The 18,571-nt window shown below is 46.3% G+C and carries 25 protein-coding genes; 16 read left to right on the top strand and 9 right to left on the bottom strand.

All coding sequences use genetic code 11. The features are described from left to right. Positions 1–2 precede the first annotated feature (2 nt). The 3 genes from ACFSUB_RS14155 to ACFSUB_RS14145 form a co-directional block, all read right to left on the bottom strand. Positions 3–461: a very short patch repair endonuclease gene (locus ACFSUB_RS14155; RefSeq protein WP_380713912.1), complete on the bottom strand. Its 459-nt coding sequence runs from the start codon at positions 459–461 to the stop codon at positions 3–5. Beyond that, on the bottom strand, positions 454–1,755 hold the full coding sequence (gene dcm, locus ACFSUB_RS14150) for a DNA (cytosine-5-)-methyltransferase (RefSeq protein WP_380713911.1): 1,302 nt from the start codon (positions 1,753–1,755) through the stop codon (positions 454–456). The genes ACFSUB_RS14155 and dcm overlap by 8 nt, the downstream gene beginning before the upstream one ends. Positions 1,756–1,900: 145 nt before the next feature. Beyond that, on the bottom strand, positions 1,901–2,035 hold the full coding sequence (locus ACFSUB_RS14145; RefSeq protein WP_380713910.1) for a hypothetical protein: 135 nt from the start codon (positions 2,033–2,035) through the stop codon (positions 1,901–1,903). A gap of 195 nt (positions 2,036–2,230) precedes the next feature. Between ACFSUB_RS14145 and ACFSUB_RS14140 the strand changes: the two genes are divergently transcribed. The 5 genes from ACFSUB_RS14140 (at position 2,231) to ACFSUB_RS14120 (ending at position 5,746) form a co-directional block, all read left to right on the top strand. Continuing rightward, positions 2,231–3,193, top strand: a complete 963-nt coding sequence (locus ACFSUB_RS14140; protein ID WP_380713909.1) for an arsenic resistance protein — start codon at positions 2,231–2,233, stop codon at positions 3,191–3,193. 39 nt (positions 3,194–3,232) lie between these two features. Continuing rightward, positions 3,233–3,691 carry a hypothetical protein gene (locus ACFSUB_RS14135; RefSeq protein ID WP_380713908.1) on the top strand — a complete coding sequence of 153 codons (459 nt, stop codon included), beginning with the start codon at positions 3,233–3,235 and terminating at the stop codon, positions 3,689–3,691. A gap of 53 nt (positions 3,692–3,744) precedes the next feature. Next, positions 3,745–4,146, top strand: coding sequence for a hypothetical protein (locus ACFSUB_RS14130; RefSeq protein WP_380713907.1), 402 nt, complete (start codon positions 3,745–3,747; stop codon positions 4,144–4,146). Between the two features lie 76 nt (positions 4,147–4,222). Continuing rightward, on the top strand, positions 4,223–4,747 hold the full coding sequence (locus ACFSUB_RS14125; protein ID WP_380713906.1) for a hypothetical protein: 525 nt from the start codon (positions 4,223–4,225) through the stop codon (positions 4,745–4,747). Positions 4,748–4,867: 120 nt separating this feature from the next. Then, positions 4,868–5,746, top strand: coding sequence for an AraC family transcriptional regulator (locus ACFSUB_RS14120; RefSeq protein ID WP_380713905.1), 879 nt, complete (start codon positions 4,868–4,870; stop codon positions 5,744–5,746). 170 nt (positions 5,747–5,916) lie between these two features. On the opposite strand, the gene ACFSUB_RS14115 is transcribed toward ACFSUB_RS14120, so the two are convergent. Then, on the bottom strand, positions 5,917–6,594 hold the full coding sequence (locus tag ACFSUB_RS14115) for a helix-turn-helix domain-containing protein (protein ID WP_380713904.1): 678 nt from the start codon (positions 6,592–6,594) through the stop codon (positions 5,917–5,919). Between the two features lie 57 nt (positions 6,595–6,651). On the opposite strand from ACFSUB_RS14115, the gene ACFSUB_RS14110 reads away from it, so the two are divergent. The 3 genes from ACFSUB_RS14110 (at position 6,652) to ACFSUB_RS14100 (ending at position 9,289) form a co-directional block, all read left to right on the top strand. Then, entirely contained in the window at positions 6,652–7,209 is a 558-nt protein-coding gene (locus ACFSUB_RS14110) for an NAD(P)H-dependent oxidoreductase (RefSeq protein ID WP_380713903.1), read from the top strand. A 212-nt stretch (positions 7,210–7,421) separates the two neighbouring features. Beyond that, positions 7,422–8,981 carry a BCCT family transporter gene (locus ACFSUB_RS14105; protein ID WP_380713902.1) on the top strand — a complete coding sequence of 520 codons (1,560 nt, stop codon included), beginning with the start codon at positions 7,422–7,424 and terminating at the stop codon, positions 8,979–8,981. 131 nt (positions 8,982–9,112) lie between these two features. After that, entirely contained in the window at positions 9,113–9,289 is a 177-nt protein-coding gene (locus ACFSUB_RS14100) for a hypothetical protein (protein ID WP_380713901.1), read from the top strand. 110 nt (positions 9,290–9,399) lie between these two features. Here ACFSUB_RS14100 and ACFSUB_RS14095 read toward each other — a convergent pair whose 3' ends face one another. Genes ACFSUB_RS14095 through ACFSUB_RS14085 form a run of 3 tightly spaced genes read right to left on the bottom strand, consistent with a single transcriptional unit; the run spans position 9,400 to position 11,357 of the window. Further along, on the bottom strand, positions 9,400–10,110 hold the full coding sequence (locus tag ACFSUB_RS14095; RefSeq protein WP_380713900.1) for a hypothetical protein: 711 nt from the start codon (positions 10,108–10,110) through the stop codon (positions 9,400–9,402). After that, positions 10,079–10,984: an ATP-binding cassette domain-containing protein gene (locus ACFSUB_RS14090; RefSeq protein ID WP_380713899.1), complete on the bottom strand. Its 906-nt coding sequence runs from the start codon at positions 10,982–10,984 to the stop codon at positions 10,079–10,081. The genes ACFSUB_RS14095 and ACFSUB_RS14090 overlap by 32 nt, the downstream gene beginning before the upstream one ends. After that, positions 10,974–11,357, bottom strand: coding sequence for a GntR family transcriptional regulator (locus tag ACFSUB_RS14085; protein WP_380713898.1), 384 nt, complete (start codon positions 11,355–11,357; stop codon positions 10,974–10,976). Before ACFSUB_RS14085 ends, ACFSUB_RS14090 begins: the two co-directional genes overlap by 11 nt. Before the next feature lie 363 nt (positions 11,358–11,720). On the opposite strand from ACFSUB_RS14085, the gene ACFSUB_RS14080 reads away from it, so the two are divergent. Then, a complete protein-coding gene (locus ACFSUB_RS14080) occupies positions 11,721–11,942 on the top strand; it encodes a hypothetical protein (RefSeq protein ID WP_380713897.1) in 222 nt (73 codons plus the stop codon). A 106-nt stretch (positions 11,943–12,048) separates the two neighbouring features. On the opposite strand, the gene ACFSUB_RS14075 is transcribed toward ACFSUB_RS14080, so the two are convergent. Further along, a complete protein-coding gene (locus ACFSUB_RS14075; RefSeq protein ID WP_380713896.1) occupies positions 12,049–12,819 on the bottom strand; it encodes an SDR family NAD(P)-dependent oxidoreductase in 771 nt (256 codons plus the stop codon). A 143-nt stretch (positions 12,820–12,962) separates the two neighbouring features. Here ACFSUB_RS14075 and ACFSUB_RS14070 point away from each other — a divergent pair, with 143 nt between their 5' ends. The 7 genes from ACFSUB_RS14070 to ACFSUB_RS14040 all read left to right on the top strand — a co-directional run bounded on the left by ACFSUB_RS14070 (position 12,963) and on the right by ACFSUB_RS14040 (position 16,931). Further along, the gene (locus ACFSUB_RS14070) at positions 12,963–13,136 is read left to right on the top strand and encodes a maltose acetyltransferase domain-containing protein (RefSeq protein ID WP_380713895.1); all 174 of its coding nucleotides are present in this window, start codon (positions 12,963–12,965) and stop codon (positions 13,134–13,136) included. 36 nt (positions 13,137–13,172) lie between these two features. Beyond that, positions 13,173–13,343, top strand: a complete 171-nt coding sequence (locus ACFSUB_RS14065; protein ID WP_380713894.1) for a hypothetical protein — start codon at positions 13,173–13,175, stop codon at positions 13,341–13,343. Between the two features lie 271 nt (positions 13,344–13,614). Beyond that, the gene (locus ACFSUB_RS14060; RefSeq protein ID WP_380713893.1) at positions 13,615–13,986 is read left to right on the top strand and encodes a transposase; all 372 of its coding nucleotides are present in this window, start codon (positions 13,615–13,617) and stop codon (positions 13,984–13,986) included. A 176-nt stretch (positions 13,987–14,162) separates the two neighbouring features. After that, positions 14,163–14,498, top strand: coding sequence for a hypothetical protein (locus ACFSUB_RS14055; protein WP_380713892.1), 336 nt, complete (start codon positions 14,163–14,165; stop codon positions 14,496–14,498). A gap of 366 nt (positions 14,499–14,864) precedes the next feature. Further along, positions 14,865–15,056, top strand: coding sequence for a hypothetical protein (locus tag ACFSUB_RS14050; RefSeq protein ID WP_380714275.1), 192 nt, complete (start codon positions 14,865–14,867; stop codon positions 15,054–15,056). 323 nt (positions 15,057–15,379) lie between these two features. Then, a complete protein-coding gene (locus ACFSUB_RS14045) occupies positions 15,380–16,006 on the top strand; it encodes a hypothetical protein (RefSeq protein WP_380713891.1) in 627 nt (208 codons plus the stop codon). Positions 16,007–16,214: 208 nt separating this feature from the next. Beyond that, positions 16,215–16,931 carry a hypothetical protein gene (locus ACFSUB_RS14040; protein ID WP_380713890.1) on the top strand — a complete coding sequence of 239 codons (717 nt, stop codon included), beginning with the start codon at positions 16,215–16,217 and terminating at the stop codon, positions 16,929–16,931. A 1,134-nt stretch (positions 16,932–18,065) separates the two neighbouring features. On the opposite strand, the gene ACFSUB_RS14035 is transcribed toward ACFSUB_RS14040, so the two are convergent. Next, positions 18,066–18,557 (bottom strand): DUF1097 domain-containing protein, encoded by a 492-nt coding sequence (locus ACFSUB_RS14035; protein ID WP_380713889.1) that lies wholly within the window; start codon positions 18,555–18,557, stop codon positions 18,066–18,068. Between the last annotated feature and the right edge of the window lie 14 nt (positions 18,558–18,571).

The raw sequence follows: 18,571 nt of genomic DNA, 5'->3' as shown, positions 1-18,571 counted from the left end.
CTTTAATGATCGTGTTCTTTGATTTCAAGGTTATCATCTGATTGCTTTACCCACTTGGATATGCTATTAATTACAACATCAGTATCTTTTCTGTACTTTCCTCTGAGAGAGCACTCCCATATGGTTCCAACTTTCCAACCTACTGAATTTAAATAACGTGTGTTATTTAAATCTCTATTGATATTGGAAGTTATCTTATTCTCCCAGAATTCTATTTTTGTCTTTGGCCATTGAAATAGAGAACAACCATGGCCATGCCAAAAACATCCATTTACAAAGATAACAGCTTTGTATTTTGGTAAAACTAAATCAGGTTTTCCAGCCATATTTTTAACATTAATCCTGTAGCGAAAGCCTAAAGCGTGAAGACCTTTTCTGATAATAAGCTCAGGTTTAGTATTGCTGTTTTTAATCCGGGACATTACCTTGCTGCGCAATTCATCAGACATTATATCAGACATATTCTTCTGCTTCCTTAATTTCCTCAGCTTCTATGAGACTGAGTTGCTTAAACTTTTTGATGCGAAGCTCTTTTAGTAAATACGGCAACATAAATTTAGCAATATCTCTCACAACGGGAACTGAAACTGAATTACCAAATTGTTTATAGGCTTGAGTATCAGATACCGGGATACGGAAAGGTGGTTTTTCAGGTTCATCAAAACCCATTAACCTGGAACACTCTCTTGGTGTTAAGCGACGCGGATTGGTATTTTCACCTTGATAAATTAAAATTTCAGATCCATCTTTATAATAACGGGCAGAAAGTGTCCTGGCAGTATCGTTAGGGCCTACTAATCCAAAACCAAATCCGTTTCCCTTTTTTTTGTGCTTTGCTGCATAATTTTGAAGATAACTCCACAATTTGTCCGTTAAAGTATACTTTTTATTTACCTCAGCATTTTTTTCTAACGTATATGGAGATTCCGGCTCTTCACTTCCATCCTCTGGATGAAGAATTGAGGATAGTGTCGGCCCTGTTGCCGGATTTTTTATATTCATATTTTCAAAAGAGAAATCAGTTTCATTTAGAAAACCTACAATAAAAATTCGTTCTCTATGCTGGGGAAGCCACCCTTTAGCATCAATAACTTTATAGTCCACGTTATAACCAAGATCCTCAGTCAAGGTTTTCCATATAACTTCAAAAGTGTTACCCTTATCGTGGCTAACTAAGTTTTTAACGTTCTCAAGAACAAAGGCCTTGGGACGATGATATTCAAGTATCTGAGCAAGATCAAAAAAAAGTGTACCTTGTGCAAGATCTTTAAATCCGGTTTCTTTTCCCAGCGATTGTTTTTTTGAGACCCCGGCTATTGAGAAAGGTTGGCATGGAAATCCAGCGAGAAGTACGTCATGTGAGGGAATTTCACCAATGGGAACACTGTTTATATCTCCCTCGAGTGGATGATCACAATTGAAGTTGGCTCGATAAGTTTCTCTACAAGCACTGTCCCATTCACTTGTGAAAATACATTCTCCTCCAATTGACTCCATTCCTTTCCGTAACCCTCCTATCCCAGCAAACAGATCTATAAAAGTAAACAACCTGTCAGTTCCTGAATTTTTTTCAAAAGTTCTATTGTAGAGTGTCTCCAGTTCATATAGAGATTGTGGATGTGGGGAGGCCTCTCCTTTTTCCCATCGATATATTGTCCGTTCACTTTTACCTAGAATACGGGCAATTTCTTTAACCGAAAGGTTTAATGATTCCCTCATTTGTCCAACTTTTGTTACCTTATGTTCCTTAATCACGTTAATCAGCCTCTCAGGAATTTATCTGGGAATGTTTTTGACATATAAAATTATATCAAAAGGAACATGTTTTCGTAAACTAAAGAGAGTTAAATTAATGTGAAGCGAGGAAATTTTTTTATGCAATGTTTAAAACCCTGTGAGATCAGTAATAAAATGTAGCAACTGTATTCAATATTATTAAGGCTTTCATTCGTTCTAGTATCCCTTGGTGATGCGTGCCGAACTTTTCTTGAAATGCGTTGAACGCATCTATGACAGCGTCCATTTTTTGTTCCATGGCCTGTCCTCCTGCGTGGAGATGTTTTTATCATTATACCACAGGTTGGGTGGAAAAAGAGAAGCAGCACCGCATCCGGTAGAAATACGGAAAGCGGTGTTTGTTTTCTGAAGGATCGTTGGTTTTTTGTGAAAATGGGGTGTCTTTCTGTATAATTTATTGGAAAAGGTCTGTGAAGAATGGGAGGGAAGGATATTGGTCACGAAGGAGCAGCTGGAAACGAAGCAGGTGGGGATGTATATCATAAGTTTCATCATGGCGGCTGGATTCGGATTTCTGCTGCCATCTTACGCGGAGCGCCTGGGTGCTGTGATTTCAATCATCATTGCATTGTTAATGTACAGTATGTTTTCCCAGATTCCGTTTGCTTCGTTAAGAGAGGCTTTTCGGAACAGAACGTATATCCAGGCGCTTCTTCTGGTTAATTTTATCCTGGTGCCGGTCGTAGTCTGGCTGTTATCCCAGCTGCTTCCTGAGAATCCTGCGCTGCTGCTTGGATTTTACCTGGTGCTGTTAACGCCTTGTATTGATTATGTCATTGTGTTTACCTCCTTAGGAAAAGGAGATGAGAACCTGGTGTTAACGTCGACCCCGATATTATTCGTCGTGCAGATGGTTCTGCTGCCCGTGTATTTGTGGCTGTTTATGGGGGCGGATGCTGCCGCGATGGTGAAGCCTGCTCCTTTCTTTGAAGCGTTTTTTGGGTTGATCGTCCTTCCACTCGCGGCAGCGCTGTTGTTACAGTTTGTCGGGAAAAACAGGGCATTTGGTGAAAAGATGCTGCGAGGTTCGGCGTGGCTGCCGGTTCCTTTTATGATGTTGACGCTGTTTGTCGTGACGGCGTCTCAAATGACAAAACTGCCGGATTATGCGGATCAGGTTGTAAAAGTCATTCCGTTATATATCGTGTTTATGATGGTGATGCCGTTTGTGGCGAAGTACGCGGCGCGGTGGTTTGGATTAGCGCCGGGCGAAGGAAGGGCTCTTATTTTCAGCTGTTCCACGCGGAATTCGCTCGTTGTGCTGCCTATTGCCCTGACTATACCGGAAATTGGCACTATCGTGGCTGCTGTTGTTATTACCCAGACGATGATAGAGCTTGTCAGCGAACTCGTTTATATACGTGTCGTTCCGCGTTTTTTGATACGTGACGATTAAAATAGTACAGCGAACCATAATGGAAAGGAGGAGATGCAGGTGGAACAGTCTGTGAATCTATCCTCTCTGCTCGAAGCGGTCCGGAATGCGCCGGACGGGGTGACGATGTTTCTGCACCGAAAGACGGGAGAGGTCCTGCGGATCAGCGATGACGTGCTGCGGCGGGCGCAGCTGCAGGCGCCGGATGCGCGTGATGACGAGGAATTCCGCGCGGCCGCTGATGTAGTGGCGGCGACAGAGGATGACTACCTGCCGCTGCCGAACCGGCTCGAGGTGGATGAGTCCGCGCTGATGGAGGCATTTGTCCGGGAGCTTTCCAACCCGATGATGCGGACGATGCTCGAGCGGGAGTTGACCGGGACGGGCCGGTTCCGACGTTTTCAGGACCGCGTCGTGGAGCTCGGCCTTCAGGAAGACTGGAACGCTTACCGGCTCGATGGGTATCTCGAATTTATGCGGCAGTGGTGCCGGGCGCGGAGTGTGCCGTATTCCGAATAACAAGCGATACCGGCCTTTTGAGTATCGATAGAGAAAAGGAGAGAATCGAAACGATGCTGCTGCCAGTTGCCCTTATAGCCGGCATTGCTGTGTTAAGTGAATTCCTGTCATACATACTGCGCCGGGGCGGCATTGTAGAACTTCCGGCGTCTGATCCCGATTATGTTAATAAGCGGCACAAATACATAGATAAATCACTGTATGTTATGGTGCACATCGTTATAGTTTTAACCCTCACTATGTTTCCTTCCTACCGCATCCTGATTTTTCTCCTGCCGGTGCTTCACTATGCGTACCTCGCCGTCATGTGGCACCGCACCCGCATCCCGGGAGGACGGCGGACGTATCTCTTGAGCGCCGTTCCCTGTGTCCTGTTTTTAATGGGCACGGGGTTGTACAGCTTTTTCTCCATGATGAACAGAGTCTCTATTCCACTGGTTCAAATTGTCGAATAGATAGGATATTGCTTATCTACCAGGCCAAAGGGAAGTTTTATACAGCTTAATAAATTGAATGTTTGGAAGGGTCTTTATGAAGCATTTCACTAAATTTATTTTTTCAGCTATAATCTTATCAATAACTATAGGGTGCTCAAATGGTGCGGAGGGGTCAAACTATTCTGCACCATCACAAGAGGAAATTGAACAAATGATAGAAAAGAAGAACATTGAGCCTTTAGCCATCGAAACTACCGGAGGCGTAACTTTTATTTTATGTAAAAGCAGCTTGTATACAATTACAAAAAGTAACGGGGAAATAACAGAAAACTATTCGAGTTGGTCTGGTGATGGGCAGGGAAAGATATCCACAGGGATGACTAGTACAGGAAGTGCTCCTCACGCTTTCGTTATCATAAATGACAAACATTTAATTCAAAACGCAGAAACAGTAGAAGTGGTTTTTAATGATGGTAAAACTGTATCAAAATTAGTGAAAGATAAACGAGGATTCATAATGTTTTATAATAGGAACGAAAAGGATATGAACCTCAAAGCGGATTGGAAAGTGAATATTTACGGTCAAAATGGAAATGTACTTTATGAATCAGCCGAATAAATTAAAGATCTCCACAGCTCTATAGGGTAATCCTGCGGCATCGGGCAGAAAAAGTCGGGAAGCCGGGTGCTGTTGTTGATACGATACAGGAGAAAGGATTACAAAGAGGGAGGTCATCGTGTGGATTCACTGCAACGGATGAATGACGCGCTCCGCTATGTGGAGGAGCATCTGGCTGACACGATTGATATGGAAGAAGCGGCGCGGACCGCTTATAGTTCGGCTTACCATTTCCAGCGGATGTTTTCGTTTCTCGCCGGCATGACACTGGGCGAATACATCCGTCGGCGCCGCTTGACGCTGGCGGCTGTTGAGCTGCAGCAGGGCGGTGCGAAAGTCGTGGATACCGCGGTGAAATACGGATACCACTCGCCGGATGCTTTCACGAGGGCGTTCCAGGCGCAGCACGGAGTTTCCCCCTCCCGCGCGAAAAAGGATGGGGCACCGCTGCAGGCCTATCCTCCGATGACCTTCCAGCTGACAATCCAAGGAGGAGAAAGCATGAAGTATCGTATCGTACAAAAAGAATCGTTTTCCATCGCCGGCTTGAAAAAAAGAGTGGCTGTGCAGTTCCACGGGGTGAGTCCGGAGATTGAGGAGATGTGGCAGTCGCTTGATTCAGCGAACATCCAGGAGCTGAAAGCCTTGTCCAACACCGAACCTTCCGGCTTGATCAGTGCGTCCACCCATTTTTCTGAAGGACGTATGGAGGAAAACGGGACGTTTGATCATTACATCGGCGCGGCGACTACAAACGATGTGCCCGTGCATTGGGATGAACTGCGCGTCCCGGCGTCCGAGTGGGCGGTATTTGAAGCCGCCGGCGCGTTTCCGGATGCGCTGCAGGACGTCTGGGGCCGGATTTACTCCGAATGGTTTCCCGGCTCCGGCTATGAAGCGGCGGAAGGTCCGGAGATTCTCTGGAATGAAAGCAGCGACACGACATCCACCAGCTTCCGCAGTGAAATCTGGATCCCGGTCCAGCGGACATCTTCTTAAGTGACGTTTATACCTGTCCGAAGACAGCTAAACGTCACCATGAACGTGTCATCCTTACGTTTAGAGACGGCTTTTGATGAAAAAACGTCATCATGACAGCGCCATGGTTACGTTTGTCGGGGAAAAAAGACGGCAAACGTAACGATGGCGCTTTTTTTACGGAAAAGCGATTAATGCTCAAGCCAGTTATAGTCGAGAAACGCAGGCCGCGGCATGCGGCGCGGGCGGGGCTTCCGGAGGCGTTCTTTCATCTGCCGGTATTCATATTCCCGCATCAACGACTCGACGACTTTTTCCATATAAGCCGAGCCGTGCTTCACGCAGTTGTCTTTCCATTTGTGATGAATTAACCAGGAAAAATTCAAATAGCTCATATATTTATATTTTTCTTGTTTAAGTGATTCTAAAGAAACTGATTCCCCGGACGCCTCCGACGCTTCAGCGCCTGCGCGGCAAGGGGTTCCGGCGTTTTGGCGGTCTGCAGGAGACGGGCTGCAATCCGCGGCATACGGGAGGATCGCGATGACGTTGCTGCTGCTTCCGCCGTTTGTTTCGCGCATGACCGGGATGCGGCGGATGATCTTTTTTTCCTCAAGGGCGGCCAGGGCGTAGTTCACGGTGCGCGGGCTTTTGCCGACCGCGGCGGCGATCGTTTTCACTTTCATCCAGCTCGTGCCGGGGTAGGAGAGTGAGCGCCGGGCGAGCAGGCAGAGCACGGCGTCCTCCGTCGACTGCCAGGTGAGCGTGCGGCGGTGCTTTTTGACGTGCCGGTCCATTTGGTCGATCGAGGAAAAATAAGAATAGCGGACAGCGGTTTCCATATGGGCGTCGGATTGAATCTGTTCCATAGCGGTTCCCCCTTTTCCTGTTATATAAGGGGACACAGGTAAAAAAGGGGGGGAGTGATGCAAAAAGAATCAGAATCGATGCAGAAATCCGGAGAATCGATCGAGAAATCGAGAGAATCAATCGAGAAAAACAGAAATCGCCTGAGAATCGATCGAGAAATAACAGAATCGATCAGGAAATTTGGAGAATTGATTGGGAAAAACCCTGATGCCGCGAACGTCATGTGCGTGCATCGGGGTTTTCTTTATTTTTCTCCTGAGAACGGACGGAGGCGCTTACATTTTCTGTGCGACGTAGAGCCACTCGTGGCTGCCCAGGGCGCTTACGCTGTACAGAAAACATTGGAATTGGTAAAATATCATGATTCGCATATCGAGGGGGAATTTCTGAACGTAAAGGATTATGAACTTCCGTTTTGCGACGGGCGCGGCTCATGGGCGTATCAAGGCGATACCCGGCGCGTCATTCAGAAAATGAAGGTGGCGGATTATGATATTATCGGCACGCCGATTTTTCAGGGATCGTTTACCGGGGCACTGAAAAATTTATTTGATCTGGCGCCTGTCCGTACACGCCGCCACAAGGTCTTGGGATGGACAGCGAAAATCAGTTAAAGCTGATCGCAGGCTGTTTTTCCGGGCTGGATATGTCTTTGTGCATGCCTCCCATTTTAATGCAGAAAAGGAGCTGGTGGATGAAAAGATTCCGGCGGGATTCGTGATTTTGCCGGGGAAGTGGTACATATGCAGGACTGTTTGAACATAAAGAATGTTTTTCGTGTTAAAGGACCGTTTGAAATAAATGGGAAATAAAGGAGGAGGAAAAGATGAGCAGTCATTCCTGGCAGCAGGTCAAAGAGCGGATAGACTGGCCCGTTCTTTCCATCAGCGGAGGGTTGTTAACGGTATTTGTGCTTGTTGCACTCATTAACGTTGACGCCGTAGCGCAATTTGTATCATCCGGATTCAATTTTTCTGTTAATTATTTTGGTGCGTACTGGCAGATTCTTCTGCTGGCTACATTTTTCGTTGGGGTATTTCTGGCGATATCCAAGTACGGCAGAGTGAAACTGGGGAACAGGAACACCCCGGAAATGAGCATGTTCAAATGGACATCCATTATTGTCGTATCGGGGCTGGGCGCGGGCGGCGTCTTCTGGGCGGCAGCGGAGCCGATGTATTATTTCATGGAAGTGCCGCCGATGCACAGCGGTATTGAAGCGGGAACAGCGGATGCCATCGCACCGGCGCTGGCTCAGAGCTACATGTCCTGGGGTTTCACGGCATGGGCCCTGTACGGGGCGGTAAGTGCATTGATTATCATGTACGCCCACTACAATAAAGGGATGTCCCTGAAGCCGCGGACGATGCTGTACCCGATTTTCGGCGATAAGCTTGAAACCAGTAAATGGGGATCGGTCATTGACGCGTTTTGTATCATTGCAGCGGCCGCCGGAACCATCGGACCGATCGGGTTTCTCGGCCTTCAGGTCAGTTATGGTTTGAATGCGCTGTACGGGATTCCGGATGCGTTTATGACCCAGATGATTGTTATTGGTGCGTTGATCGCGATTGTCATTATTTCGGCGGTGACGGGGATTCATAAAGGAATCCAGCGTCTGAGCCGTCTGAATGTATGGACCGCCATTATCGTTGCAGGCTTTCTGGTCGTGTTTGGTGCTGGAGGATTTATTATTAATTCTTTTGTTTCGTCGTACGGCACGTATCTGAACGAGTTTATGAATATCCATACCCACCGGCAGGATCAAGGATGGCTCGGCTTCTGGATGTTGTTTTTCTTCGGCTGGTTTATCGGTTTCGGCCCGCTTGTCGCGATTTTGGTGGCGCGGATTTCAAGAGGAAGAACGATCCGTCAGGTGTTTGTGGCTGTATCTATTTTGACAGCAGTCACTTCAAATTTCTGGTTCACCGTCGTCGGAGGATCCGGCATTCATTATGAAATGGAGAATCCCGGCTCTGTCAGCGGCCCGTTGAATGAAGCCGGCCTCCCTGCTGCCATGATCGCGGTGACCCAGCAGATGCCGCTGGCGTGGCTGATGCCGACGGTCTTTCTGATTATGACGATTTTATTCGTGGTCACAACGGCCGACTCGATGTCGTACTCGATGTCCATGGGAGTGACGGGGGAAGAAAATCCGCCAAAAGCGGTCCGCGTTTTCTGGGCCCTTATTATGGGAATCATAGCGGTTATTCTGATTAATATCGGAGAAGGCGGAATTGATGCGCTGCAGTCGTTCGTTGTTATCGCCGCGATTCCGGTATCGATTATTATGCTGCCTGTGCTGTGGCTGGCTCCCAGAGTGGCAAAGCAGATGGCAGTGGAACAGGGTATTGAAGGATCGGAAGAAAAAAATCAACCGGAATAGACTGAATCCGCCCCCGACCCCGGGATAACCAAATAATCATAACTTGGAGAAGAAAACATGACTGACTTTTACACAGCAGGTCGTGGAACGGCGGAGGCGGGTGCTTTCGTTTCTGGAGGGAACTGCCGCGGATGAAGGCAGGACACGCTTTGGTCCCGGCGGCCTTACTCTCCTTTTATGAAGAGCAAGCTGCTATCCAGGTAGATAAAGTCGGGGATCGAAGCGGAGATGTGGAGAATCGATCGGGAAATCGAGAGAATCAATCGAGAAATCGGGAGAATCAATCGAGAAATACAGGAATCGACTGAGAATTGATCGAGAAATAACAGAATCAATCAGGAAATCACGAGAATCGATCGAGAAAAACCCCGATGCCGCAGCGTCATATGCGTGCATCGGGGTTCCCTTTATTTTTTTCCTAAGAACGAACCGCTGCTTTCCTCGTAATCTGCCAAATGAAGAAAAAGACAAGGGGGATCAACAGCACGGCGGCTGTGATGGAAAGGACGCCTGCGACCGCTCCCGATTCCAGGGATAATAACACGGAGAGCACCTCGATGGTTTCGAATCCCCATAACATATCAGAGACGGCTGAGAGAGCAATCCCCCCTGCGGCAAATCCTATGCCCGGAAGCCATCCATAGCGGTGAAATCCTGCTCCGATCAGCCAGCCGACGAAGTGATACATGATCAGATTGAGAAAACAGATAGGAAGGGCAGCAGCCATGCCGATATCCAGGCTCATGAAGGTATTCGTGTTTATCATCGAAGACCACCCCATCCCATTCATCGCAGCGTACTGAATGCCTGTAAGAACCCCGGCGGCGGCAGTCAGACCTGCCGCCAGCAGCACAGCTGTCATGCCATTGGCGGTAAGAAACTGCCTCCGCGTCACCCCCAGCTTGATGTACGTATCCAGAAACGAGTAAGAAAGAAAAATCGCAATCACGAGCATAAACAGTTTTGCCGGCTCGTAGAAAAACGTCAGGAAGTTTGCGGGAGTATTCCCCTGTGCGGCAACGACAATCATGACAATATATAACGCAGCGATGGCAGCCAGCAGCGAGACGGTCCATGTTGCCTGTTTTCTCAATAGATCAGCGGTCAGCTTCCATTGAATGTTTTTCACCGTCATTCTCCTCCTTCGTTTTGTGTATAAATAAATCCTGAAGAGACACCGGTGTGATGTCCAGGCCCTGTTTCTGCGCCTGATGCTGTTCTTCTTCCGATAGTTCCCCTTGAATCATCACCGATGTCGTACCGCCGAGGCGCTGGACATTCAGCTGCGTCAAGTCCTGTGTGAAGGCTTCCACCAGGTCAGCGCCGCCGGTGATCCAGGCTCCCCATTTCATCGGTTCCTCATTTGTTTCGTGCAAAACAAGCCGGCCTTCGTGAATCATGACGATGTCATCGAACAAATAGTCCATTTCCGATACGAGGTGGGTCGATAGAATCATCGTGCGCGGGGACCTGGCCTGGTCTTCCAGCACTTCTTCGTAAAAAATTTCCCGGGCCGGGGCATCCATTCCGGTGTAGGCTTCATCAAAAATGGTGACCGGCGACCGCGCGGCAAGGCCGAGAATGACCTGCAGGGCAGACTGCATGCCTTTGGAGAGCTGCTGGACAGGCATATCCAGGGGAAGCTGGAAACGCCCCGCCAGATGCCTGGCATAGGCCTTGTCAAAATGAGGGCGGTAACGGGAGGTCCGCTCGATAAGATGTTCTGCTTTATCACTTTCATCTTTATAATCTTCATCAAAAATATAGGAGACATAGGGCATGATCCGCGGATTGTCAAAGGGCGTGACGCCATCGATTTGAACCGTTCCGGACGTTGGCTGCCGGAACGAAGCCAGCAGTGAAAGCAAGGATGTTTTTCCGGCTCCGTTTCGTCCAATCAGTCCATACACTTTTCCTCGTTCCAAATGAAAAGATACATCATGAAGGGCCTTCGTCTTCTTATAGGTAAGGGAAACGTTTTTGAATAACACATCAAATGTCATCGGCATTTCTTCCTTTCGCGTGCTGGATGAGCGTATTCACTTCTTCCTCCGAGAGCTGCAGATTGCGTGATTCTTCCACCATCGGAAGAACGTAATCATGAAAAAAAGCATTCTTGCGTTTTTCTGTTACTTTCGATTTGGCGCCTGCTGCGACAAACATGCCGACCCCTCTCTTTTTGTAGATGATTCCATCGTCCACCAGTAAATTGATGCCCTTGGCTGCTGTCAGGTGATTGATTTTGTAAAACTGCACAAGTTGGTTGGTAGAAGGAATCTGGTCTTCTTCCTGGAGCTGGTCATTTACAATCTGGTCTTCGATGCGGTCCCGTATCTGCTGAAAAATCGGTTTGCCGCCCTCAAGCCCCTTACTCACTGGAAACTCACCACCTTTGTAGAGCCTTTTGTTATATGGTTATATAGTTATGTATATAAGTATAACACAAAAGCGTTTCTTGTAAATAGCCGAATGTATTGCGTGAACTGATGCCGCAGTTTTGAGAATCGAAGCAGAAAAGTGGTGGAACGATCGAGAAATGCGGAGAGTTGATCGAGAAAATTAGAAATCGCCCGGAAATTGATGCAGAAATAACAGCATCGATCGAGAAATCCGGAGAATTGATGGAGAAATACGCGGAAGCGATGCAGAACGCTCTGGGGTTATATAGAAAAAACCCCGATGCCGCAGTTTTGATAATCGAAGCAGAAAAGTGGGGGAGCGATCGGGAAAAGCGGAGAATTGATCAAGAAATCAGGAGAAACAATCGAGAAAAACAGAAATCGCCCGGGAATTGATGCAGAAATAACAGCATCGATCGAGAAATCCGGAGAATTGATGGAGAAATACGCGGAAGCGATGCAGAACGCTCTGGGGTTATATAGAAAAAACCCCGATGCCGCAGTTTTGATAATCGAAGCAGAAAAGTGGGAGAGCGATCGGGAAATGCGGAGAATCGATTGAGAAATGGGGAGAATCAATCGAGAAATCCCCGCTATCGATGCAGAACTCCCCGGAATCCTACAGAAAAAACCCCGATGCAGCACAAAACTGCATCGGGGTTTGTCGATTAGGTGGCTGCCATGCCGCCGTCGACGCGGTACTGGCTGCCGCTGATAAATTTGCTTTCGTCGGATGCTAGAAAGAGAACGAGGTTGGCGATATCCTGGCTTTCGCCGTAACGGTGGAGCGGAATCGCTTCGGTCTGTTCTTCTTTGGCCGCTTCCGCGTTTTCCGGATTCATGCCTTGTTCCAGCGAACGCATCATGCGGGTATTCACTGGAGACGGATGGACGGAGTTGACGCGGATATTATAAGGCGCGCCTTCCAGAGCAGCTGTCTTAGTCAGCCCGATGACACCGTGTTTAGAGGTGACGTAAGGTGCTACGCCGGGGGAACCCATGAGTCCCGCGACCGAGGACATGTTGATGATGCTGCCGCTTTCCTGCTTGTTCATGTGCGGCAGGACGTGTTTTAACCCGAGGAATACGCCCCGTACGTTGACGCCCATGACTTTATCAAAATCTTCGACCGACTGTTCCGTAATAGGTGCGACTTTGCCTTCGATGCCGGCGTTATTGAAGAATATATCGATGCGTCCGAAGGAATCGATGGTTTTCTGGACATAATGCACGACTTCATTTTCATTCGTCACATCGGCGGTGACGGCCAGCACATCGCCGAATTCTTTCAGCTCGTCTTTTGCCTGTTGGAGTGCCTCTTCATTCATGTCCACCAGCGCGACATCGGCTCCTTCTTTCAGGAAAAATTCGGCGGTCTTTTTACCGATGCCGCCGCTTCCACCTGTGATTAACGCTTTCATATCCTGTAAACGTCCCATATCTATTACCAACCTTTCTTATATAGGTATAATTGTTATCTTCCCCGTCCTTTTTCTTATTAAACATAGGTCCGAAGATGGAATATAGGCGGGGATAAAGATTTGTGCTAAGACAAAATGATGACAAACGTTGGGAGGCTTTTATGCTAACAGAAAAAGAGAACATGATATCGGCCATGTACGATCCGGAGGACCCGGAGCTGGTGAGGGAATGGAAAAAAGTCCGGCAGCTTGTCATCACATACAATCACTCTAGGCCGGATGAAAAAAAGAAACAGACGCGCACGCTTCATCAACTGCTGGGAACATATCCGTAGAGCCGAATATCCGCTTTGAGTACGGGTGTCATACACATGTTGGAGATGATTTTTGCCAATTTTGATCGTACATTTCTTGATAACGCCGCGATCCGGATGGGGGACAACTGTATGCTTGCTCCCGGTGTTCATTTGTATACCGTCCCTCATCCACTGCATCCGGGAGAACGCAGCTCCGTACACCAAACCCATGCGACTCTTTCGTGAATCGTTCGGAATTTCTGTTTTGCACGATCCGCTGCTTTGTAAAACACTTCCCTTTTCAAGCACATACAGTTCGGTTCTCATCGGCTACAATTCACTGCAGCGTATCGTCGAGACTTTCTTTCTTGTCTATTGTTGGAGAGGGTCACTTCGTTATAGGAAAGCCATTGAATGGAAAATAATAAAATTGTTCAACTATTAACTTCAGCTGCTTCCTTTATTCATTATGCCGTTTTCCGGATATTGATTTCCAGAGTTTCTGGACATCGCTGGATTGCCGGCCGAAACTATTATCCATCTTTATAAACAGCATGGAACCTACGAACAATGTCACAGTGAATTGAAAACCGATGTAGATTTAGAAAGGTTTCCCTCGGGAACGTTCGCTACGAATGAACTGGTGCTGGCTCTTGGATCTCTGGCTTACAATCTCCTTCGTTCTATTGGTCAGGATGTACAGAGTGGTAACGATCTTCCTGTTTCGAAAAACGTTTTCCGCCAGCGCTTAAAAACGGTGATCCAGCATATGATTTTGTTCGCTGCACGCATGGTTCACCATGCACGAGGCCGCCGTCTTTCCCTATTTCGCGGTCCCCCTGGAAAAACTGTTTTATCCGTTTTATTCCATCGGTATACTCCTACATAAAAAGGTAACGCGCCCTCTTTTACTTCAGCCTGTCCTACCAGTCAGCCAACCTATAGAATCCCTGTAGGTTTCTTTGTGTTGCTGCAAGAGCACCCTTTTCTAAAGAGAAGAAAATGAAGGCCGGAACGGAAGGCGGCGACATTTGAAGGTTCATCGGCTAAAAGCAGTCACGTCCAGTGGCGGATGCCGACACTGGAACATCCTGTTCATCGAAGCAGCAGCCGAAGATCCTATCAAACGCAGGCGCTGCCCGCGGCAAAGAAGACACGGTGAGCCCCGGCGAACCGATGCCCGCTCTTGTGCTCTGGAGTGAAGAAAACGTCCGCCTGCAACGGATGCCTCTTTGCCTCCAGCGTATTCCTGAAGTAGAAACGAGTTATGGAGTTAAAGCAAATCCTTCCTCAAACAATAGCCCCTTTTATCACGGATTCAGGTGGTATATAAAACAAGAGAACAGTATCGATAAGCAAAATTATAAATTGCAAATTCTGTCGAATAATGCTTTTTTTTGAAGAAAGTCTTTAAAATGTTTGATAATTTATGTTCTAATACACGTAGCATAAATTGATGGGTTGACTTGTTTAAAGTGTTAATTATAGGAGGTAGATAAAATTAGTTATAATGTTTGATAAATGCTCGGTGAAAGCACAGTAGATTTATAAGTTCTAATCTTAGTTAAATTTGAAAGCTTGATTGTAAAATGAAATGCAACAGATAAAAGGATAGTACAAGCCATCGTTATCCCGAATGGTCCACATCGAGAGGAATAAGAGACATATCGTCCGCCTTCTGCGTTGTATCGGTTGATACAACCGTCGGAGTAAGCGAAGACGACCGTTGTTTTAAGAACCGGGTGATATCATCAGGAGGTTTTCCGGATGCCGCGCCAGCTGAATAAAACGCTGCCGCAATGTCGGGGAAGACGGGACTCCTTGAAGACCGAGGGATTGTTGGAAAAAGACATCACCACAGGATTCTTCAATCCAGTCAAAAACATTTTTCCCTTGAGAGAGAAGCCCAAGATAGCTATAAACCACATCGCCATGTGGAATGGCGGGAGACGATGTTAAGCCGGGCATGGATAAGGAATGGAGGCGTTTATGTAAGTTTGAAGGAGATATCCTATTAAGAAAAGCCCTTGGGCAGATATAAGATAATTATCCGTTCATTGGATATCAAATCGACGTTTTATTTTTTCACCTTCCGGGTGCATTCATCGAACAAGATGAATCGTATAATAGCGCCTATTTTATCAAGGTTTGGGGGGATGTCGAAAGAACGTACCATGGATTCAGGCATAAAAATTTTATATATTTGTTCAAAAATATATAATGTTACGTTAGGGTTTAAAAAGAATATTTAGTCATTCTATTTTGTAGGGGGAGTGTTTTAAATGTTTAAAAAATTGTTTGGATTTTTTTCTGTCGGTGCTTTGAGTTGTTCTTTTTTGATTCTGCCAAATTCATCTTTTGCAGACGGACACACTGATGACTATTGTGGTTCAGGGACTGCTTCTATTAATACTCAAGAAGTAAGCACGAATGAAGACGAAATTAATTGGATAGAAGATTATGAATACAATGATTCAGATATCAAAGAGAACGGATATCAAGCTGAGCAAAATTCTGATGAAGTTGGTACACTGAGTAGTTTTGCAGTTAGCAGTAAGGGTGGGGCATGTAGTATAAAAGAAGCAATTAGTACCTTCAATAACAATACTAGTGAGACAGCAACTCATAACTTTACTGAAGAATATGAGAAATCAACCACTTATAGTGCAGAAGTTAGCGCTGGATATAAAGATGCGTTTGAAGCTTCGTTAGGATATGAAACCTCTAATACCGCTAAAGAATCATATTCAACCACGATAGACGTCCCTCCGAATACTGAATTTCAGTTGTCCGCAAGTGCATCGCTTTGGTCTGTGAATGGGGAATGGCAAAGAACCTTTCTACCTAATGAAACAGCATCTGTAAATAGACCTACGGGCCATGTTACATGGTGGTTAGATGAAGTATAATATAATATTAAGACTTTTCTAATCCCTGTAAAACAAAGCTGGTCATTATACTTAGACCAGCTTTGTTTTACGTAAAATTATTTAAAATCCTATGGAATGCTGCTAGTGGGTGATTTTATTGAGATTTGTGAAGTTTAAAATTCTTATTGTTTTGTGCTTTTTAACGGGATGTATGAGTAACAATTCCGAAAATATGGATATAGATGTAATGGAGAACCAAAGTAAGTATTATACGTTGTCGGGGGATCGTTTTGTTGTAAATATTCCATTTTCTTATCCCACAGAGAGTGATTTTAATCCGGAGAATATTGAAGATGTTAATTTAAATTATAACAATAATAATTCTGTTGTAGAAATGGACAGTATGGAGATAGGTGAGAATCCGTCTGATAATCCTAATGTTCAACGAGGTGCCTTCCTTTTTTATTTTAATGGTTTAAATGAGGGAGAAACAGATGTGAAAAGCTTGGAAATGGATCTATCTGAAGCGTCTTTAAAGTTCAATTTAAAAAATATTGAGATAGAAAATATCGGAAGTTCAAAGTCTGATGCTACTGCCCTCATGCAGGGAGGAGGGGTTAATTTCCAATCAGAACCAATACAATTTCAGTTTAAAAATACTTCGAAGAAATCTGTAGAGATTAAAAATATTCTAGCAAACCACCCTGATATTTCATATGCAACCAGCGATATAACTATCTTAGATAACAAGGGAAATAAGTATTCAGTAGATGATGAATACAAAATAGAACCTAGCGAAAGTGTTCAAGTTAAAGTAGATTGGACAATTGATATGCCAAATAAAAACAAAAATTTAGAAATTAGACCGCTATTAATATTAAAAAATAACAGCGATCAAAAAGAATATGTTCCTCTTCATAATATGGTTTATCGTTATGATGAAAATTATTCTCCGAATCCATAAAGTTGACAGAATAAAGAAGTTTGACATTCTATGAACAGAATGGACCAGCATTATATAATTATAATTAATGGAATTCCGGTTGTTGTTGCATTTATTATTGCAATCCAAGGTTTTTTACATGGGTGAGAAAGTCTTTTCTCGGCATCACATGCTGACTAAACCGTACTTGGCACGCTTGTTGATTTACCATATAAAGGAATAGGAAAGGGTTCTATGAGGAGGGGGCATCTGTGATCAAAGCATGTATTCCCCTTTCTTTTTCGTTGGACGGAGCCGTTTGCTCAGGCTCCAGAGGGAGAAGCGTTAGCCGAAGATCACCGGAGGCTCGTGCGTTGTGAGTCAGATCGGCGCCCGCCAGAAGGTGCCGGACTTAGCCGATCTTCCTTCAGGTATGCAGCTGAGGCGACGCCCTGCGGCTAAGGAGACACTGGGAGAACGACCGAAGGGAGTTCGAGCAGATGTCGCTCTTGTGCCCGGAGGGTGAAAGCGGGCAGGAAGGGCGGAGTCCAACGAAACGCTTCCTATATTTGGATAATAAACAGCCGTGCGTACTTGGATGAGTTTATCCAGCAACTGCAAATCCTCGGCAGGTAGGAAGCGGGTTCGGATCGCATCTAACCAGGTTGACTATATTTCTTTGATTGTTTGCTCCTCGTTTGAGACTGCGGCTCCCCTACGCTGATAGGTGTATAGTGCTGTTTCCGTTTTCGGGGCGTGTCTTCGATCAGCCATGCTTCGATAATATTCAAACAGGGTCCGGGGTTGAAAATTTCTTTATATGTTGCTTGACCTCACGACCCCAGTCCTCCTGGTCCGCATACTTTCCCGCCGTTCGCCAATTAATACCTGCATGTTTGGCTGAAGCATGAAGCGGGTATTCCTTCATCATCCCGCAGAAAATGGATATGTTCTACTTAAGCCACTGCCGGCAATCTTTCATTCCTTCCTATGTTTATTGGTCTTTACATGGAGGGGGTTCATAGAATTTGAGATGACTGGCAAGGCTTTTTAATATCGGCTGTTGTGTATTTTCAGGCTGCTGAGTTATGTACTTTTATTCTGCCGCAAACAGGTCAGCAGCAAAAACCTGAACGACACCGCCTGCTTCGCTCAGGTTTTTCCCGCCAAGTCTCTTTAAGCTTCGTTCGCGGTTGTATGCACGGTACTTTTATCTTCTTTCTTTTCCAGCAGATGACCACCTTGTTCGGAGAAGTAGGCGAGCACGGCGCCGAAGACAAGGCCGATGATGGAGCCGGTGAAGTCAAAGCCCGCGGCAAAGTACGTTGAGCAGCCGACAAAGGCACCCGGGATGAAGCCGAGCCACGATATTTTCCCCTGCCAGCACATCCCGGCTGCACCGACGGCAACGCCTGCGCCGAGTCCGGCGGTCGACCCGATGACAGGGCCCAGCAGACCGGATATGCCAACGATGATGGCACCCCAGATCACTCCGCTTAAATTCAGTATTAACGTTGTTTTGAGTCCTTCCGCCTTGCCTCCGGCCGCGTAATAAGTCGCCCAGGAGAGAAAGCCGGCGTACGTGATAAGTCCTGCTAAACTGCTTCCGATCGTCCATAATCCAGCCAGTATGCCTACACTGATTCCAATCGATGTACTGAATTTCATGGATTCGTTCCTCC

This window comes from Salibacterium lacus, from assembly GCF_042684865.1.
Lineage (GTDB): Bacteria > Bacillota > Bacilli > Bacillales > Marinococcaceae > Salibacterium > Salibacterium lacus.
Note: the sequence above shows the minus strand (reverse complement) of the source record. Positions and strands in the feature narration are given on the sequence as shown.

Coding starts and splice junctions, on each gene's coding strand:
- ACFSUB_RS14040 (WP_380713890.1), top strand. CDS start 16,215: ATGGAGAACCAAAGTAAGTATTATACGTTGTCGGGGGATCGTTTTGTT.
- ACFSUB_RS14090 (WP_380713899.1), bottom strand. CDS start 10,984: ATGACATTTGATGTGTTATTCAAAAACGTTTCCCTTACCTATAAGAAG.
- ACFSUB_RS14115 (WP_380713904.1), bottom strand. CDS start 6,594: ATGGAACAGATTCAATCCGACGCCCATATGGAAACCGCTGTCCGCTAT.
- ACFSUB_RS14065 (WP_380713894.1), top strand. CDS start 13,173: ATGTTGGAGATGATTTTTGCCAATTTTGATCGTACATTTCTTGATAAC.
- ACFSUB_RS14035 (WP_380713889.1), bottom strand. CDS start 18,557: ATGAAATTCAGTACATCGATTGGAATCAGTGTAGGCATACTGGCTGGA.
- ACFSUB_RS14130 (WP_380713907.1), top strand. CDS start 3,745: ATGCTGCTGCCAGTTGCCCTTATAGCCGGCATTGCTGTGTTAAGTGAA.
- ACFSUB_RS14155 (WP_380713912.1), bottom strand. CDS start 461: ATGTCTGATATAATGTCTGATGAATTGCGCAGCAAGGTAATGTCCCGG.
- ACFSUB_RS14110 (WP_380713903.1), top strand. CDS start 6,652: ATGCAAAAAGAATCAGAATCGATGCAGAAATCCGGAGAATCGATCGAG.
- ACFSUB_RS14045 (WP_380713891.1), top strand. CDS start 15,380: ATGTTTAAAAAATTGTTTGGATTTTTTTCTGTCGGTGCTTTGAGTTGT.
- ACFSUB_RS14105 (WP_380713902.1), top strand. CDS start 7,422: ATGAGCAGTCATTCCTGGCAGCAGGTCAAAGAGCGGATAGACTGGCCC.
- ACFSUB_RS14125 (WP_380713906.1), top strand. CDS start 4,223: ATGAAGCATTTCACTAAATTTATTTTTTCAGCTATAATCTTATCAATA.
- ACFSUB_RS14075 (WP_380713896.1), bottom strand. CDS start 12,819: ATGGGACGTTTACAGGATATGAAAGCGTTAATCACAGGTGGAAGCGGC.
- ACFSUB_RS14050 (WP_380714275.1), top strand. CDS start 14,865: ATGCCGCGCCAGCTGAATAAAACGCTGCCGCAATGTCGGGGAAGACGG.
- ACFSUB_RS14145 (WP_380713910.1), bottom strand. CDS start 2,035: ATGGAACAAAAAATGGACGCTGTCATAGATGCGTTCAACGCATTTCAA.
- ACFSUB_RS14100 (WP_380713901.1), top strand. CDS start 9,113: ATGAAGGCAGGACACGCTTTGGTCCCGGCGGCCTTACTCTCCTTTTAT.
- ACFSUB_RS14070 (WP_380713895.1), top strand. CDS start 12,963: ATGCTAACAGAAAAAGAGAACATGATATCGGCCATGTACGATCCGGAG.